Raw genomic sequence first — 15,830 nt, 5'->3', positions numbered from 1 at the left:
GTTTATAAAGCCTTATCTTTAATAAGGGCCAATTATTTACAATGAAGCAGGGACCATTTCTTAGAATCACCAGGATTATCAGTTTATTGTTGTTAGCTATTTTATCAGGCCACTATACTGTGGAGGCCCAGCAAACCGTCGGCAACAAACCCAGGATAGGGCTCACGCTCAGCGGGGGCGGGGCAAGGGGACTTGCGCATATCGGTATCCTGGAAGCGATCGACAGCGCCGGTTTGAAGGTAGACCTGGTAACGGGTACCAGCATGGGCAGTATTGTAGGCGGTTTATATGCGATGGGATATTCCGGTAATCAGATTGAGGCGGTGGCCCGCAAACTCAACTGGAATAGTTTATTTTCCAATCAGCCGGTGCTCACAGATATTTCTTACGAAGAAAAGCGGGAGTACAACAAATACATCATTGAAATTCCTTTCGAATATGGAAAGCCTAAACTGGCTTCCGGCGTTATTTCCGGAGAGGCGTTATGGCTGGAGCTGGCCAGACTTTGCTGGCCGGTAAAAGATGTAAAGAACTTCGGCGATTTTAATATTCCTTTTAAATGTATTGCCACAGATGTGGCCACGGGTGAAATTGTAACGCTCGACAGCGGTGAAATTGTTACCAGTCTGCGGGCCAGTATGGCGATCCCTTCTGTTTTTACAGCCGTAAAAATCGGCGACCGCAAACTGGTGGATGGCGGGGTGGTGCGTAATTTCCCGGTGATCACTGCCAAGGATATGGGAGCCGATATTGTCATCGGCGCCAATGTGAGCGGCGGCCTTCGAAAGGCTGATCAGCTGCTAACTCCCTTTGATATTCTTTACCAGCTTGGGTTTTATAAGGATGCTGCCGACTTTGCCAAAGCTATTAAACAATGTGATGTTTATGTGCCGATGAATAAAGAGTTAGAGCCTTATTCCGCTGCGAGCTTTGGCAGCGTGGATTCTATCATCGAAGCAGGAAGAAGAAAGGGAAGGGAGATGTATCCTGTGTTCAAACACCTCGCTGATTCGTTGAATGCCCTGTATCCGCAGGGACCGTTTGTAGCGGATCGCCTGCCTTTTGCCGCCGATATAGAAATCAGCAGTATTCATGTAAGCGGCCTGGTGCACTCTGATCAGAAATTCTTTTTGCAGCGGCTGCATCTGAAGCCCAATGGCTGTTATACGTCGGCGCAGCTGAGAAATGCGATCCTGAATGTATACGGCACGCGTTTTTATAAGCTGATCACCTATAACCTGGTGCCGGAGGGATATGGTAAAAGCAGGATGGATATTACGGTAGAAGAGAATCCGCTCACTTATGTAAAGGTGGCGCTGAACTATAACACGTTTACCGGCGCCAATGCCATCGTGAACCTCACCCAGCGGAATTTCATTGTACCTAACTCCCGTTCGTTTGTTACGGTGGCGATCAGCGAAAATCCGCGGCTGGAAGCGGAATATTTTAAGTACCTGGGGAGAAGCCGCAATTTTGGTTTTGGCCTAAGTACGTACTACGAGAATAACGGACTTACTTTTTATGGTGATGATTTCAGCAAACAGCAACCTTATCGCAGCAAATATGCCAACGTGAATATGGATGTGCAGTATACCCTGAACCGGGATATGTCGATGGGAGCGGGTACGCGCTGGGAGTATATCAAATACAAGCCACAGTTCTCGAATTTCCAGGATGTGCGGGGCAGCACGAATCAGCTCAATACTTATTTGTCGTTCGGTATTAATTCGCTGAATCAGAAATTCTATCCAACAAAGGGTCTTTTACTCGATTTTGAAGCGGGCTATATCTACAATCAGCATTCCGGTATTAAAGTAAGTTTTGGTGGTGTAGACCAGGACCTGGATAGTTTGGGCGTGAACTTCAAAGACTATCAGCGGTTGCTGCTGAATATGAAATACTATATCCCGATGGGGCGGAAATCGGCCCTGGAACTGGATGGTAATATCGGGTATAGTATCAACTATAGCGAATCGGTGGTAAATGGTTATGTAGTAGGCGGGATGACCAACATCACCCGCAACCAGGTTCCATTTGTAGGACTCTATGAAGGCGAAGTTATCACACCCAAAATAGGCGCCGTGCAGGTAGCATGGCAGTATGAATTTCTCCGCAATCTATTTGCCATTCCACGTATAGGCGCTGCCGTATATGATGGTCAGATAACTGGTGGCGAACGTTACAAATACCTGAGCGGTTACGGATTGGGAGCGGCTTATACGAGCCGGCTCGGACCTATTGAAGCCACCATCATGTATAGTGATCAGACCGGGAAATTGAAGTTTTATGTGAATATGGGGTTCAACTTTTAGCTGTTAGCCATTAGCTGTTAGCTTTTAGTAAATGCAGCGAACCAGCTTTTAGCCATTAGCTGTTAGCTTTTAGTAAATGCAGCGAACCAGCTTTTAGCCATTAGCTGTTAGCTTTTAGTAAATGCAGCGAACCAGCTTTTAGCCATTAGCTGTTAGTTTTTAGTAAATGCAGCGAATCAGCTTTTAGCCATTAGCTGTTAGCTTTTAGTAAATGCAGCGAACCAGCTTTTAGCCATTAGCTGTTAGCTTTTAGTAAATGCAGCGAATCAGCTTTTAGCCATTAGCTGTTAGCTTTTAGTAAATGCAGCGAATCAGCTTTTAGCCATTAGCTGTTAGTAAATACAGCGAAAATCAACAAATGTTATTCTTCGCTGCATTTACTAAAAGCTAACAGCTAATGGCTAAAAGCTGGCTCAGTGCATCCTATCGCCGCGCACATCGATGTTTTGCAGTATTTCTGCTTCCATTTTCAGCCATTCCTGCCAGCGGTTTCTTACTTTATCTTCCGGGAAATATTCGTTGGCGAGATCGATAAACAGCCGGTAGTGACCTGCTTCTGACACCATGAATTTGCGGTAGAATTCCCGCATGTACTCATCTTCCAAACCTTCGCTCAACAGGCGAAAGCGTTCACAACTGCGGGCTTCAATGAGGGCAAATATCAGAAGGGCGTCGAGGAAGCTGTCGTCGGCATGACCGCCTTTGACGCGGTTATCCATTAATGCGTTTACGTATTCATCTTTCCGCTGACGGCCCAGTGACAGGCCACGCTTTTTCATTTCAGCAAGTACCTGCCGGAAATGGCCCCATTCTTCCGTAACAATAGGCGCCAGTTCTTCCACCATTCTTGTTCTTTCCGGGTTGCGCTGGATCAGCGAAATAGCGGAAGATGCCGCCTTTTGCTCACAATAGGCGTGGTCGGTAAGAATGTCCTGGAGTGAAATAGCGGCCAGGTTAACCCATCTGGGGTCCGTAGGTAATTTTAATCCGAGTATTGATACTTTGCTCATGAGAAAACAGCAGTTAGCGTATAGCTTTTTTGCGAAGATAAAGGCAAAGTTTAAATTGTGCATGGCAAAAGACAGATCAATGAGTAAGGATAGTACTTTTTTTTTGACACAGTTGCTGGATGAACGCCGGGCGCAGCAGTCTTTCCGGGAGTTACGGCTGCCGGGAGACAAAGTGGATTTTTGCTCCAACGATTACCTGGGGCTGGCGCGGAATGCGGATGTGCGGGCTTATATCCATACGCTGATGACAGAGCGGCATCCTGCCCATGGCAGCACCGGCTCCCGGCTGCTGGCAGGCAATTATGAGTGGATATTATCGGTAGAACAGGATCTGGCCAATTTTCACCAGGCGCCCGCGGGATTGCTTTATAATTCCGGCTATGATGCCAACCTGGGTGTGTTTTCCTGTTTAGGCAGGAAAGGGGATACCATCATCTATGATCAGCTGATACATGCGTCTATCCGCGATGGGGTACGGTTATCCGCCGCACAGTCTTTCTCCTTTCTGCACAGCGATGTTGCCGACCTGGAGAAAAAACTGCGGAATGCCGGCGGGAATATATTTGTGGCCGTAGAATCGGTATACTCCATGGATGGGGACCTGGCTCCGCTGGCCGCCATTGCGGCGCTTTGCCGGCAGTACGGCGCTCATCTGATCGTGGATGAGGCCCACGCCACCGGCATCATCGGCAATGCCGGCGAAGGGCTGGTACAGCACCTGCAGTTAACAGATCAGTGTTTTGCACGGATACATACATTTGGAAAAGCGGTTGGTTGTCATGGCGCCGTGGTATTGGGTTCGGAGATACTACGCGAGTACCTGATCAACTTCTCCCGATCTTTTATCTATACTACTTCCTTACCACCGGCCGCGTTGGCGGCCATTGTGGCGGGTTATGCCGCATTTCCCTATATGAAGGCGGAAAGGGAGCAGTTATCCGCATTGATCCGGCAGTTCCGGGAAGGCCTTACCGCCGTGGAGCTGCTGGCAGGAAATACACCTATACAGGCGGTGCTCACACGGGGCAACGACAACACCCGGAAAATAGCAGGCGCGTTACAGTCTGCCGGCCTGGATGTAAGGCCCATACTGCATCCTACCGTGCCTAAAGGAGCGGAGCGCCTGCGCATAGTATTGCATAGTTTTAATACAGCAGCAGAAGTAGACATGCTCATAAAAGTATTGCAGTCGTAGGCGGTTATGAATCAAATTTGATGTATTTTACATATTACATCCGATACGTAATATGAGAATCATCCCCGGAATTATTACCGCAGCAGTTACCTTATCGCTTTCCTACGCTTTCAGTCATAAACTGGGACAAATACCACCACTGGGCAACCTGTTAAGTCCGCAAACCGGCTTCTGGCAGAATGCGGAGCCAATTGGCGAGTTTCCCCGTGAGCAGCTGGTATTGCCGGGATTAACAGGCAAAACGGAGGTTTGGTATGATGACCGTATGGTGCCGCATATTTTTGCAGAAAATGAGGCAGATGCATATTATGTACAGGGATATGTGACAGCCCGGGACCGGCTGTGGCAAATGGAACTGCAGACCTATGCGTCTGCCGGCCGCCTCTCTGAAATACTGGGACCGAAACTGATTCAGTATGACCGCAAACAACGGCGCCTGGGGATGGTATATGCAGCAGAGCAAGCCGTGAAGAAGATGATGGAAGATCCCGATTCCAAGGTAGCCGTAACGTCCTACGCTGCCGGTATCAATGCTTATATCGCCACGCTCACACCGGCTACCTACCCTGTAGAATATAAGATCCTGGATTATAAACCGGAGCAATGGGACGTGATCAAATCCGCGCTGCTGTTGAAATACATGGCACACGACCTGGCGGGCTTTTGTAACGATCTCGAATATACGAATGCGCGCCGCCTGTTTTCGCCGGAAGACTTTAACCTTTTATACCCCGATTTTCATGACGCCACGGATCCTATCATCCCGAAAGGCACTGCTTACGCTGCTGCATCCGCAAAAGCCATGGCGCCGCCAGATAGCCTGATAGCCGCAGATGCCACTTTCATGAAGTTTAAGATGGATAAGCCTGATCCTGCCAACGGCAGCAATAACTGGGCAGTAGCGGGCAGCAAAACCCGTTCAGGCGCTCCTATCCTGTGCAGTGATCCTCACCTGGGTCTGTCGCTGCCCTCGCTCTGGTACGAAATACAGATACATACTCCTAATATGAATGTATATGGGGCCTCTCTGCCCGGCGCACCTGGCGTGATCATTGGCTTCAACGATCATATCGCCTGGGGCGTCACCAACGGAGAAGAAGATGTGAAAGACTACTACCGGGTACAGTTCCGCGATGGCGTGAAAGAATACCTGTATAACGGCGGCTACCGCAAAGCCGATCTGCGTGTGGAAGACATCAAAGTAAGAGGTGGCGCCACTGTACACGACACCGTGGCCTACACTGTTTTCGGACCCGTTATGTTCGACAACACTTTCCCGGATAAAACGGCTGGTCAAACCTTCCTCGCCATGCGATGGAAAGCATTGGATCCCTCCAACGAACTCGCAGCGTTCAACAAGCTGAATAAAGCCCATAATTACGACGATTACGTTAATGCCATCACCACCTTTACCTGTCCTGCCCAGAACTTCGTATTTGCTGATAAAGCCGGCGATATTGCCATCTGGCACAACGGGCAATACCCGGTACGCTGGAAAGACCAGGGCAAATGGATCATGCCGGGCAGCGACAGCAGCTATGCCTGGCAAGGATATATTCCGCATGACGAGTTGCCGCATATCAAGAATCCTGTACGTGGCTTTGTGAGCTCTGCCAATCAGCGTCCTACCGACAGCACCTATCCTTACCATCTTTACGGCGAATATGATCTTTTCCGCGGTCTGCGTATCAACGAGCGGCTTTCTGCCATGAGCGCCATCACCCCACAGGATATGATGCAGCTGCAAAACGATGATAAGAACCTGTTTGCCGCCGCCGCCATGCCTATGATCCGCAAGCATATTGACAGTACGGCTTTCACCGCACAGCAACAGCCCTACTGGCAACTGCTTTCTTCCTGGGATTTTATGGCTACCCCCGACAGCAAAGCCGCCAGTATCTTTAATACCTTCTGGCGCCATCTTGAAGACACCATCTGGCAGGATGAGCTGCATCCAAAAGATACGACCATACTGGCGTATCCGCAGTCTATTACCACCTTACAGCTCTTACTACACGATACCTCCTTTCATTTTATCGATAACATCAACACGCCGCAGAAAGAAACATTATCGCAGTTGGTACAGGGCGTTTTTGCCACCACCGTACTTGAGCTGGCAGAACTGAATAAAGCAGGTAAACTGGAACTGGGCAGAGCCCGCGGCACCGATATCAACCACCTCTCGCGCGGTATTCCTGCATTCAGTGCACAACACCTGAATACCGGCGGCGGTCAGCATATTGTAAATGCCACCAAACAAACACATGGTCCTTCATGGCGAATGGTAGTACAGCTTTCTGACAAGACAGAAGCATACGGTATTTACCCCGGCGGACAAAGTGGAAATCCGGGTAGCCCGTTTTATGACAACGCCATCAATGACTGGGTAGCGGGCAAATATTATTTGCTGCATGTTTTCAGCCAGGAGGAAAAAGATGACGCTGTAATCCGCTACAAGCTTGTGTTTACAGGGAAGTGAGAAAAATAATTTCGATAAAATTTGGCTGGAATTAAATAATTCCTATCTTTGCACTCCGTTACAGAAAACGGGGTAAACGATTCCCTAGCTCAGTTGGTAGAGCAATACACTTTTAATGTATGGGTCTTGGGTTCGAGTCCCAAGGGGATCACCAGATGGGACAAGTCCGAAATTGACGGATTTGTCCCATTTTCTTTTTCTACGGAAGCCTTATCCAGACCGCATATTAGCTGAACCGCATAATTTATTCTCGTGGTTCGATATGCGTCACCGGAAAAAGTGAGTTTTTCGGGAAATATCGAACCAATGATCTGCCGCCGCTGTTCAATATCAGCATTTTCAAAGATTGTGTCCAATACTGAAATGTTTGCCATGCCTTTTTCGAGGATGGTTTCAATATTATGTGTTTTTTTGGGCATTCCCGCGAGGCTATCCTCTAATTTTGCAATCGCCTTTTCGTATTCTTCCTTGCTTTCTTTAAAATCTCCCGGTGTTATCTGCTGCTGAAATAGCAGTTTTCTAGCTTCTCGTATTAATTCTGTATAAGCATCAATTTGATTTAGTAGACGATCTCTTTCCTCGCTGATACCCTTAGTTTGTGCTACAAAATAGTATTCCAGCGCTGGGCGGAAAAGCTGATTGTATGGTGATCGTGGCACATATTTACGAAGCTCTTTTGTAAAGAGACTATTTGCACGTTCTGCCGGGAAGCGACAGCCGCACGAAGTAATGCAGTGATAGTAATGGTAGTGCCGATTTCTTCCCTTTGATGCGCTGCCAGTTAAGACCCTACCGCAACGGGGGCATAGAAGAAAACCGCGTAGGGGCAATTGATCGTCAACAACAATTTTTGTGCGCTGCTTTTTACGCCGTCCATCAAGTATTTCCTGAACGAGATAGAATAAAGTAGAGGAAATGATGCCTTCATGTTTGCCCTGTACAAAGATGCTTTCTTCATCCCGGTATTTAGGGACGTGTATTTTACCACAATACACAGGATTTCGTATTGCTACCCAAAAATTGTTTTTGCTGCATTTTAAGCCCCGTTTACGGGCCATTTGCAAGATTTGTTCGGTGTTGTATTGGCAGTCAGCAATTTCCTCAAAAGCCCATTTCATGATACTTGCTTCCGGGTCTTTGGGGCAGATGTATTTCGATTTTCCTGATTCGTCTGTTTTATTCTGGTAGCCAATGGGGGCCGTTCCCATCCATCTACCTTCCTTTCGTGCGCGGCGCATACCATAGAAAACATTGAGCGCACGGCGATCATTCTCTGCTTCGGGTACGGCGAGGTACACAGCCATCATGATTTTGCTTTCGGGGACGGTCATGTCCAGCGGTTGCTCTATAGCCTGCGGCTCTATATTGAGTTTTCTGATAGTACTAATCATTTGATAGGCGTCTCCCGCGTTACGCGAGAATCTGTCCCATTTTGTAAATAGCACAAAATCAACCTGGTTTCTGGTCTTTCGCCAATCGGTAAGCAATTTGTTCCACTGTGGGCGATTAAAGGTTTTCGCGCTGTGATCTTCAAAAATTGTATGGCGTACCTGGATGAAATTATGATCGCAATATTTTCTCAAAACTTCCTCCTGGTATCTTTGAGAAAACCCCTTATCGCGCTGATCATCTGTGCTTACTCGAATATATAAGTCAGCAATCTTCATGGTTTAAAATTTCGGTGATTGTAATTTCTGCAAGCCGGTAGATAATTTCAAGAATAGCCACGGCATCTTCCAGAGTAACCGTAATGCCTTGTTCACTCAGGATTTTTACCGCCATTTCAGGCGTCATTTTTTTGTTCATAACACACTCATGTTCATACATCACAAAATCCAAGTGCTATGAGGGATGACACAAATTTACAAAGGTTATGAAGGCAAAAAAACACTCAGAAATGAAGCAGAGGCAGTGTATCACGGGCAAGATGTATCAAAGTGTTACAAAGTTTTAAAATTTAGAAAATATTTAAGAAATGGTTGGTTGTATTGATGGTGGAAAACGATTTACAGCGGCTTAGGTGAGTTTATCTTTGCTTTTTCGCGCAATTTGATAACATCATGTATGTCTTTTACAATCCCTTCGTCAAAAAGTATTTTCATACGTGGGTTTTGGGCTATGAAGTCTTTTTTTTCTTTCTCCATCAGAATATTATACAGGTGTTCGTAAAGGGCGAAGTAATACCCAATTTGAAAGATTAGCAGCTCGCGCTGTATTTTTTGGACAAAGGTTTTCTTTTGTATGACGTTGAACGCAGAAATACGTTTGCCAAGATCATACAAGTGGGTTTCTATAAATTTCAATCGTTGCCTAAGCTGTATAATGGATAGGCTCTTAAACTTCCTACTGCGGATTAATTGAGGGAGAACTACCATCGTTTTACAATCTGTAATAGAAAAATACGCGAAGTGTGGAACTTTAAGGGGAAATAAGCGGTTGACTTTTACAGTAACATGGTTGACTTTTACCAGCATAGTAGCTATATTCGTAAATGGGGTGCCCGTACATAGGATAAAAAACCTATCATCACCGCCTCCAACCAAACAATCATCGTAATAGATGTATGCGTGCTTGGGTCGCTATATATACATATATGCACGCACGCATGTGTAGCACAAACAGCGGATTGAAGAATCCCCAAAAAAAGACTGGGCATTTACATTTGATTAAGATTTGACAGAAAAAAGGACTGTATTTTACACCAGCCTTTATTTTTAAATACTATGAATAACATCGATCAAACAATCGCGGAAGAACTGAAACTTCTTGAAAGGAATGTTGAGCAAGTAAAAAAAGCCGCACGAAGTAATATTGCGCAGCCACCTGCTCTAATGTACATTAACGGTGAGCCACTTTTTCGCCCTTTCACAATTAACGCAATTCAGGGAAAGGAAGGAAGTCATAAAAGCAGGCTGGCTGAGATCATCTCCACGGCGGCGCTGGCGGTAGATAATGCAGTCAGTAGTCCGGGGGGCAATCAACTTAATATAGTGGCTAATCCCGATATTCCCTGTCATGTTCTGTATGTCGATACGGAGAGAAATACACAGGATGAGTTTCCAACAACAATTCAGGCGCTGAACGCAAATGCGGGCCATAGAAAATTTACTATTTCATCTCGTTTTACACCGGTTCCGTTGCTGAATGTCAGCCGCCAAAATAGATTGGCGGTTCTGCAAATGTTCGTGGAGAACTTACGCAAAAAAGTCCCGAATCTTCATATGCTCGTAGTTCTTGATGTTTCTACTGATTGCATCGACGATTTTAATTCGTCTGCAAGTGCTAACCGTATCCATGACTGGATGAATGTCATGAGAACACAATTTGATATGACTTTTTTGTTGTTAATACACGAAAACCCAGGCGGAAGTAGCGATAAAGCCCGTGGACACGTGGGTACGGAATTGACGTTTAAGGCTTCAACGCAACTGCAAATTCGCCGCGTAGATGTTCAGGAAGATAAGGAAGTGTTTCAATTGGTGTTTAAGAAAATGCGATTTAAAAGACGTTATGCGCCCATTTATGTAGCTTATAGTGACGAATATGAAACGTTGGTACAGGTGGAATATGACGATGCGAAAGAAAGTAAACCAGGCAAAGAAGATTCCGCTGTGGGCAATGATTTGCACACTGCCCTGGCGGAAGCCTTCAAAGTGAAAAGAGAATACTCCCGTAATGAATTGGCGGAAGCTGTAGCAAAGAAATTGGGCGGAAAATTCAATGAGAATACCATCAAAAGAAAACTAGGTGAACTTGCCGGCGAGGCGCAATTTATACTGAATATAAATGGCGGAGGAAGGTTTGCTATGGAGAAGCGAGGTCGCGAAACCTTTTATCTGTTTCAACCAACAGTTCACCAGGAATCTGATAGTACCACAGTGGCAAACTAAAATTGCTGTTACAGGGTCATTTTTTTACTATTAGCCCTTCCTTTGATGGGTTATTTAAAACGGACTGTAATACTGCGTCCACAATATCCTGTACGTCCTGCTTTATAATCTCGTAGTTGTCCATTATATCTTCCCTGGTCACCGCCTTTACTACTGGTATAGGCAGGTAGGATTCTTTCTCAACTTTAAGGGCTAGATCATGAACTAAAACGCGGGCGTGGAATCGTTTTAGTTCTATCGGCTGTTGCGGTGTGTCGGCACAAATGCCGACGAACTCACCTGCTGAAAGATTTGAAATTGTACTAACAGGTACCGCCATTTCCAATTGCTTGCTTCTGGAAATACTCGTGTCACTTGCATTTATGGAAATACTTTCTCGGTCTTGTAGAACCTTTCCGAGCCGTTCTGATACTTGCTTTGCCAGTTCTCCGCTGGTTTGCCCAATCATGATATTTCCGCATATATTGAGTACCACATCGGCCCACTCTTTCCCATAGTTTAACCGAAGCTGATGATCGGATTGCATAGCAAGAATAGTAGTGATTAAGTGGCTTCTCGCACTTGCGATTTGGGTCGAAAGCTCCAAGAATGTTAATGTAGGGAACTCGTCCAGAATGACGGCAGTTTTAACTTTCCCCGGCTGGTTTATGATCTTGCTTATGCGTGTCATAAATAGGCTAAGAATGGGGCCGTATACCTCTTGTTTCTGCGGATTGTTAGCGAGGCAGACAATTTTTGGCGCAGCAGGATTATTTACGTCCAGGGAGAAATCACTGCCGGAAAGCAGATAGTAAATAGTTGGGGATGATAGCCTTGCTAGGCCAATTTTCGCCGCATCGACCTGACCTTCTAATTGTTCCATCGTGTTTTCAACATACGCACTGATGAAAGGGGAGATAAATGCTGATATTTCCGGTTCTGTTTGTAGTACTGTAAATAGCTTATCCATTTTTACTTGCATAAGCTCGATCAGGTGGGGTACGGTGCAGTACCTACCATCCTCATATTTTCGGAGAAACCAAATTATCGATATTGTAAAGTTGATTGCAGATTCAACGAAAAAATCACCCTGGCGCTTCAACCAGCTACGATTGGTTCCGAGCATTAATATCCGCGCAGCTTCTACTGCATCTGAAATGTCCAGCATCATTTCTGGGGAAAGTGGATTGCATCGATGGCTGTGCGGTAGATCATCGAAGTTGATGGTGTAGAACGATGGAGTAGACGGATAACTATGCCTATTTTTGAGATAGTGGTTATAAACTATAGTGCTTAAATCCGGGTACTTAAAATCATAGCATATCATTGCATGATTTTTAGATAGTAGTTGGCGGATAGCAGGCTCCACTAGGTATCTGGATTTTCCCCCTCCAGGTGAAGCCACACAGAGCAGGCCGCGTGCTGGAGAGATATAATTAATCCATGATTTTCGTTGTTTACCTTTGAAGTAGTAGGAAGCCGGAAGATTAATGGAAAATTCATTTTGCAACAGCCTTTCTTCCTGTGGGAATGTTTCGTTTTCCTTATTGAAAACGTCGCTACTCAATCTTTTTTTTAAAGCCCTAGCAATGACGCTGCCACCGGTTATGATAAGCAGAAAGGATAAAGCATTGAGTGATATGTAAGCTGTTGCAATAGCTTGCGGAGTGATACCGTTAATAAACAGAATCAAGCCGCTCAAAAAGTAGATAATCAGGCCGGAAATCAGTAACGCTATACCGGCGTGAGTATCGGCTTTTTCATTTTTTCTGCCCTGTACACCAATCAATGAAACAAAAAGAAATAGCAGCGCTATCATTTTACTTTTGAAAAAACCTGAGAGTAGCCCAGTACGGACGACGTTTTTCAAAAGTTGATCGGATATTTGGCTTGTCCATCCGATCACTTTGAAAGCATAGTAGCAGTTATAGTAGCAATGTATAAGTAGTATTACAATTGCAATCATTCTAGTGAGGTCAATTATTTTCTTCAGCCCCATTTCGTTTTCACCTGTCCTCATTGTCATAACATATAGTTTGATTAACAGAAATTATTTTTCGGTTTAATGGAATAACCTTTTCCTTTTTTTCTTTTTTCTTTCGTCAAATTCAGCCTGCGGAGACGTTTCCTTCTCCACTTCAAACACTGATTCTACCGCGTTTCTGACGGTATCTACCGGCGTGATTTTTTCTTTTTGGGTAATCGATTCTTCTTGTCTGATTGTGGGTTTTACTGATGGCTTGGTAGGTACTGGCAGCAGGCGTGTCTGCAATTGGTTGGCGCTATACGCCTTTCCTAAATCTGAGCCGTTGAAAACGCTTTGTGTCTTATGGTCAACATAGGTCAATCCGTAGATGAGACCTTGATCATTTTGCCGAGCAACAAGCGCTATCCGTTCTTTAAGGAGGTGCTGTTGGAGATCGGAGATTGTCAAGCGCACCTTTGTAGCAATAATGTAGTCGATCGCAGTACGTACCCGTTGCATATGCGGTCTGCGAGCAACTTGGTTTTTCAGGAAGTAGTTTTGTAGGTTCTTTAAAGTTGGTTTGTTGTAAATGTGGCTGGCTGGAATAGGTACTCCAACCTTTTCACCGTTTGCATTGATCACCCTATAAACCAGCCCTCCAGATTTGTAGATACGGGATTCCTTGCCACCCTGGTCAGCAACGATGTTGTACTGTCGGAGTACGGCGTTTAGTTCCGGAAGGGAAGTAAATTTGTATTTAGGTATTACTTCGTCCAGTACATTTGCGATAGCCCGCTTTGTACCAGATACCGCATTTTTTCCATACACTATTTTGTCGGCATTTACCGGTTTTATTTCATATACACGTTGCCGTTGTTTAGAATCCGCCTTAATGAGATTGTAGTCTTTTTCAATTTGCCTCCGGGCCTTCTCGGACTGATTTTTACCGATGTTATGGAGTGCTATTCGTTTTCCGTTGTTTTTGATATTAGTGGTTACGATATGGATATGTGGATGACTAGCATCTTCGTGTCTGTAGACGAGATATGGTTGGCCACCAAAACCAATTTTTTGCATGTAAGAATCAGCGATACTTTGTAAGTTGGCAGTGTCCAGTTTTTCGGATGGGTCGAAGTTCAAAGAGATGTGTACACTATTAACCTTTGTGCGCTCATTGAGTGATGCAAACTTTTGAAGCGTGCCGAGTTTGTCAGTTATGCTGAGTTTCTCGGTATCTTTTCCGAAGTTCCTTGAATGGATAAGTGTAGCTACGGATTGCCGGACCTTATTCTCGTTGTAATGGACCGCATTGCGCAGCGATCTGCTGGCGTTTATTCTTGCAACCATTTGTCATTGATTTGGGAGATTTTTTCCTTTATTTCTGTGATCTTTTCATTCAGTGCTTTCCGGCCAATTTCATTGAGAGAAATCCAGCCGGATAAGTCGGATTTGTTATTGAGCATGTGGAGTTTTTTGACGACCTGGTTGTAGTTGTTGGCGATGGCATTCAGTTCATCTTTAAGCACAATTAGCACTGCCATTAAGTCATCGGTGGACTGGTTTCTGTGGTACATTTTTATTGGCTTATCCAGTAGTATTTTGCGTATATGTTCGCTGAATTTTTGGCTGGAGGAGGTGGTGAATTGATGGTGTAACTTTTGGTATTCTTCCGGCGTGAGCCGCACATGGAGATGCTTGTTACGATTGATCTTTTGACTTTTCATTTGTAGAATGTTAAATGGTTAGAGATGGTTTTGGACGCGCCTTTGGCGCTTTCCGGCCCCGACTTCGGAGGGTGCCGGCCAGATTCGGTTGTAGCCTTGTGGCACAACCGTACATCTGGCCGATCATAGCGCAGCAGTTGATCTCAGATTCTGGCATGGTGAAAGAATCGTTTGCACTACTGGATGCGACAATGGCAGATTCAGGCATGGTGAGGGAATCGTTTGAAATGATGGATACGGCAATGGCTTATTGTGTAGATGGCCCGAAGCCCCGCACAATCGAGAGAGTACGTAGCCGGGAGATACTAGGGGCTTCGGTGTTGCTGCTGGTGTTGTTGCTTTTGCTGAGGGGTGATATTGAGTACCCACTCATTAAGGTCTTTGTAATGGGCATACAGCTTCCGCTCATCGCTGAATTTTTGGCAGTCGGAAGTTAATGCCTGCTTGGTGAATTTATCGCCGGATTTGTCATTATCAAGAAACAGGCGCACGTGGTTATGCGCTGTCATTCTTGACATATTGCCGTTGAAGAAAGACAGAGAGTTTAGGACTAAATAGTTGGTTGGATTCTTCGTTTCATCTCTGTGCATAGCGCGATACGTGAGAAAGTTGAAGAATCCCTCAAACACTGCAAGTTGATCGGTTTTATTGTCAATGAATGTGGAGGTTTTGGGCGCACTGCTGGCCTTGATGTATTTGTTACGCAGCTCATATCCGCCTGCGTCATTTTTGAATCCCAGGGCGTAGTAATTTTTCCCTTTGAGGTTATAGTTTATTTCCTTCAGGTAACGCTCCGCTATATCCATCGGGATACCACGTTGACGTATGTAATGTATGAGCGGTATTGATGTAATAGGTTTCACTTGCCTGATCGTGATTTCGCTTTCCGCCGGTGAATCAGATTGTGGGATTGCAGGCCTAGTCGTTGGCGTGTTTGCATCCAGCTTTTGCAAGAAATCTTTTACAGAGCATTTATGATACTGGACCCCAAAATCAATAATGTTCCCGCTATCACCACTTCCCCAGTCTTTCCATTTATTCATCACTCGATTTATCTTGAAAGAGGGTGTTTTTTCATCTGGGCGTAGTGGGGAGATATACCAGTAATGAGGCTCGGAAATTTTTGTTGGCTGATGTCCTAATCTGGACAGGTAGTCAACCATATCCAGGTCTTTAGCTTGCTCTATTGTCATAACTCACATTTTTCAATTACACAAAGCAAAATTGCAGATACAAAAGTAGAGATGTAACACAGTTGAGACTATACCACTGCAA

General features: G+C 45.3%; 11 protein-coding genes, 1 tRNA gene and 1 pseudogene. 5 read left to right on the top strand and 8 right to left on the bottom strand.

Features of this window, described 5'->3' with window-relative positions; genetic code table 11:
- The first annotated feature begins 41 nt into the window (after nucleotides 1-41).
- The gene (locus KE626_RS07350) at nucleotides 42-2,312 is read left to right on the top strand and encodes a patatin-like phospholipase family protein (protein WP_211972230.1); all 2,271 of its coding nucleotides are present in this window, start codon (nucleotides 42-44) and stop codon (nucleotides 2,310-2,312) included.
- A 413-nt stretch (nucleotides 2,313-2,725) separates the two neighbouring features.
- Here the strand turns inward: KE626_RS07350 and KE626_RS07345 are convergent, their stop codons facing one another.
- Nucleotides 2,726-3,322 (bottom strand): MiaE family protein, encoded by a 597-nt coding sequence (locus tag KE626_RS07345; RefSeq protein WP_211972229.1) that lies wholly within the window; start codon nucleotides 3,320-3,322, stop codon nucleotides 2,726-2,728.
- A gap of 79 nt (nucleotides 3,323-3,401) precedes the next feature.
- Between KE626_RS07345 and KE626_RS07340 the strand changes: the two genes are divergently transcribed.
- From KE626_RS07340 to KE626_RS07330, 3 genes are all read left to right on the top strand, one after another.
- Nucleotides 3,402-4,517 (top strand): aminotransferase class I/II-fold pyridoxal phosphate-dependent enzyme, encoded by a 1,116-nt coding sequence (locus tag KE626_RS07340; protein ID WP_211972228.1) that lies wholly within the window; start codon nucleotides 3,402-3,404, stop codon nucleotides 4,515-4,517.
- 52 nt (nucleotides 4,518-4,569) lie between these two features.
- On the top strand, nucleotides 4,570-6,996 hold the full coding sequence (locus KE626_RS07335) for a penicillin acylase family protein (RefSeq protein ID WP_211972227.1): 2,427 nt from the start codon (nucleotides 4,570-4,572) through the stop codon (nucleotides 6,994-6,996).
- A 78-nt stretch (nucleotides 6,997-7,074) separates the two neighbouring features.
- Nucleotides 7,075-7,150, top strand: a tRNA-Lys gene (locus KE626_RS07330).
- A 526-nt stretch (nucleotides 7,151-7,676) separates the two neighbouring features.
- Here KE626_RS07330 and KE626_RS35160 read toward each other — a convergent pair.
- The 3 genes and pseudogenes from KE626_RS35160 to KE626_RS07310 all read right to left on the bottom strand — a co-directional run.
- A pseudogene (locus tag KE626_RS35160) lies at nucleotides 7,677-8,663 on the bottom strand (recombinase family protein); the annotation flags it as partial.
- Nucleotides 8,650-8,802: a hypothetical protein gene (locus KE626_RS07315; protein WP_211972226.1), complete on the bottom strand. Its 153-nt coding sequence runs from the start codon at nucleotides 8,800-8,802 to the stop codon at nucleotides 8,650-8,652. The gene KE626_RS07315 and the pseudogene KE626_RS35160, both read right to left, overlap by 14 nt.
- 200 nt (nucleotides 8,803-9,002) lie before the next feature.
- Nucleotides 9,003-9,470: a hypothetical protein gene (locus KE626_RS07310; protein ID WP_211972225.1), complete on the bottom strand. Its 468-nt coding sequence runs from the start codon at nucleotides 9,468-9,470 to the stop codon at nucleotides 9,003-9,005.
- A gap of 249 nt (nucleotides 9,471-9,719) precedes the next feature.
- On the opposite strand from KE626_RS07310, the gene KE626_RS07305 reads away from it, so the two are divergent.
- Complete coding sequence (locus KE626_RS07305; protein ID WP_211972224.1) at nucleotides 9,720-10,886, top strand: AAA family ATPase; 1,167 nt, start codon at nucleotides 9,720-9,722, stop codon at nucleotides 10,884-10,886.
- 16 nt (nucleotides 10,887-10,902) lie between these two features.
- Here the strand turns inward: KE626_RS07305 and mobC are convergent, their stop codons facing one another.
- The 4 genes from mobC to KE626_RS07285 all read right to left on the bottom strand — a co-directional run bounded on the left by mobC (nucleotide 10,903) and on the right by KE626_RS07285 (nucleotide 15,748).
- The gene (gene mobC, locus KE626_RS07300) at nucleotides 10,903-12,891 is read right to left on the bottom strand and encodes a conjugal transfer protein MobC (protein WP_211972223.1); all 1,989 of its coding nucleotides are present in this window, start codon (nucleotides 12,889-12,891) and stop codon (nucleotides 10,903-10,905) included.
- A 36-nt stretch (nucleotides 12,892-12,927) separates the two neighbouring features.
- Nucleotides 12,928-14,178, bottom strand: a complete 1,251-nt coding sequence (locus KE626_RS07295) for a relaxase/mobilization nuclease domain-containing protein (protein WP_211972222.1) — start codon at nucleotides 14,176-14,178, stop codon at nucleotides 12,928-12,930.
- Nucleotides 14,163-14,555, bottom strand: coding sequence for a plasmid mobilization protein (locus tag KE626_RS07290; protein ID WP_211972221.1), 393 nt, complete (start codon nucleotides 14,553-14,555; stop codon nucleotides 14,163-14,165). The genes KE626_RS07295 and KE626_RS07290 overlap by 16 nt, the downstream gene beginning before the upstream one ends.
- Before the next feature lie 305 nt (nucleotides 14,556-14,860).
- Entirely contained in the window at nucleotides 14,861-15,748 is an 888-nt protein-coding gene (locus tag KE626_RS07285; RefSeq protein WP_211972220.1) for a toprim domain-containing protein, read from the bottom strand.
- Nucleotides 15,749-15,830 lie beyond the last annotated feature (82 nt).

The sequence above is a fragment of the Chitinophaga hostae genome (assembly GCF_018224885.1).
GTDB lineage: Bacteria > Bacteroidota > Bacteroidia > Chitinophagales > Chitinophagaceae > Chitinophaga > Chitinophaga hostae.
This window is presented reverse-complemented; position numbering and strand designations above follow the sequence as displayed.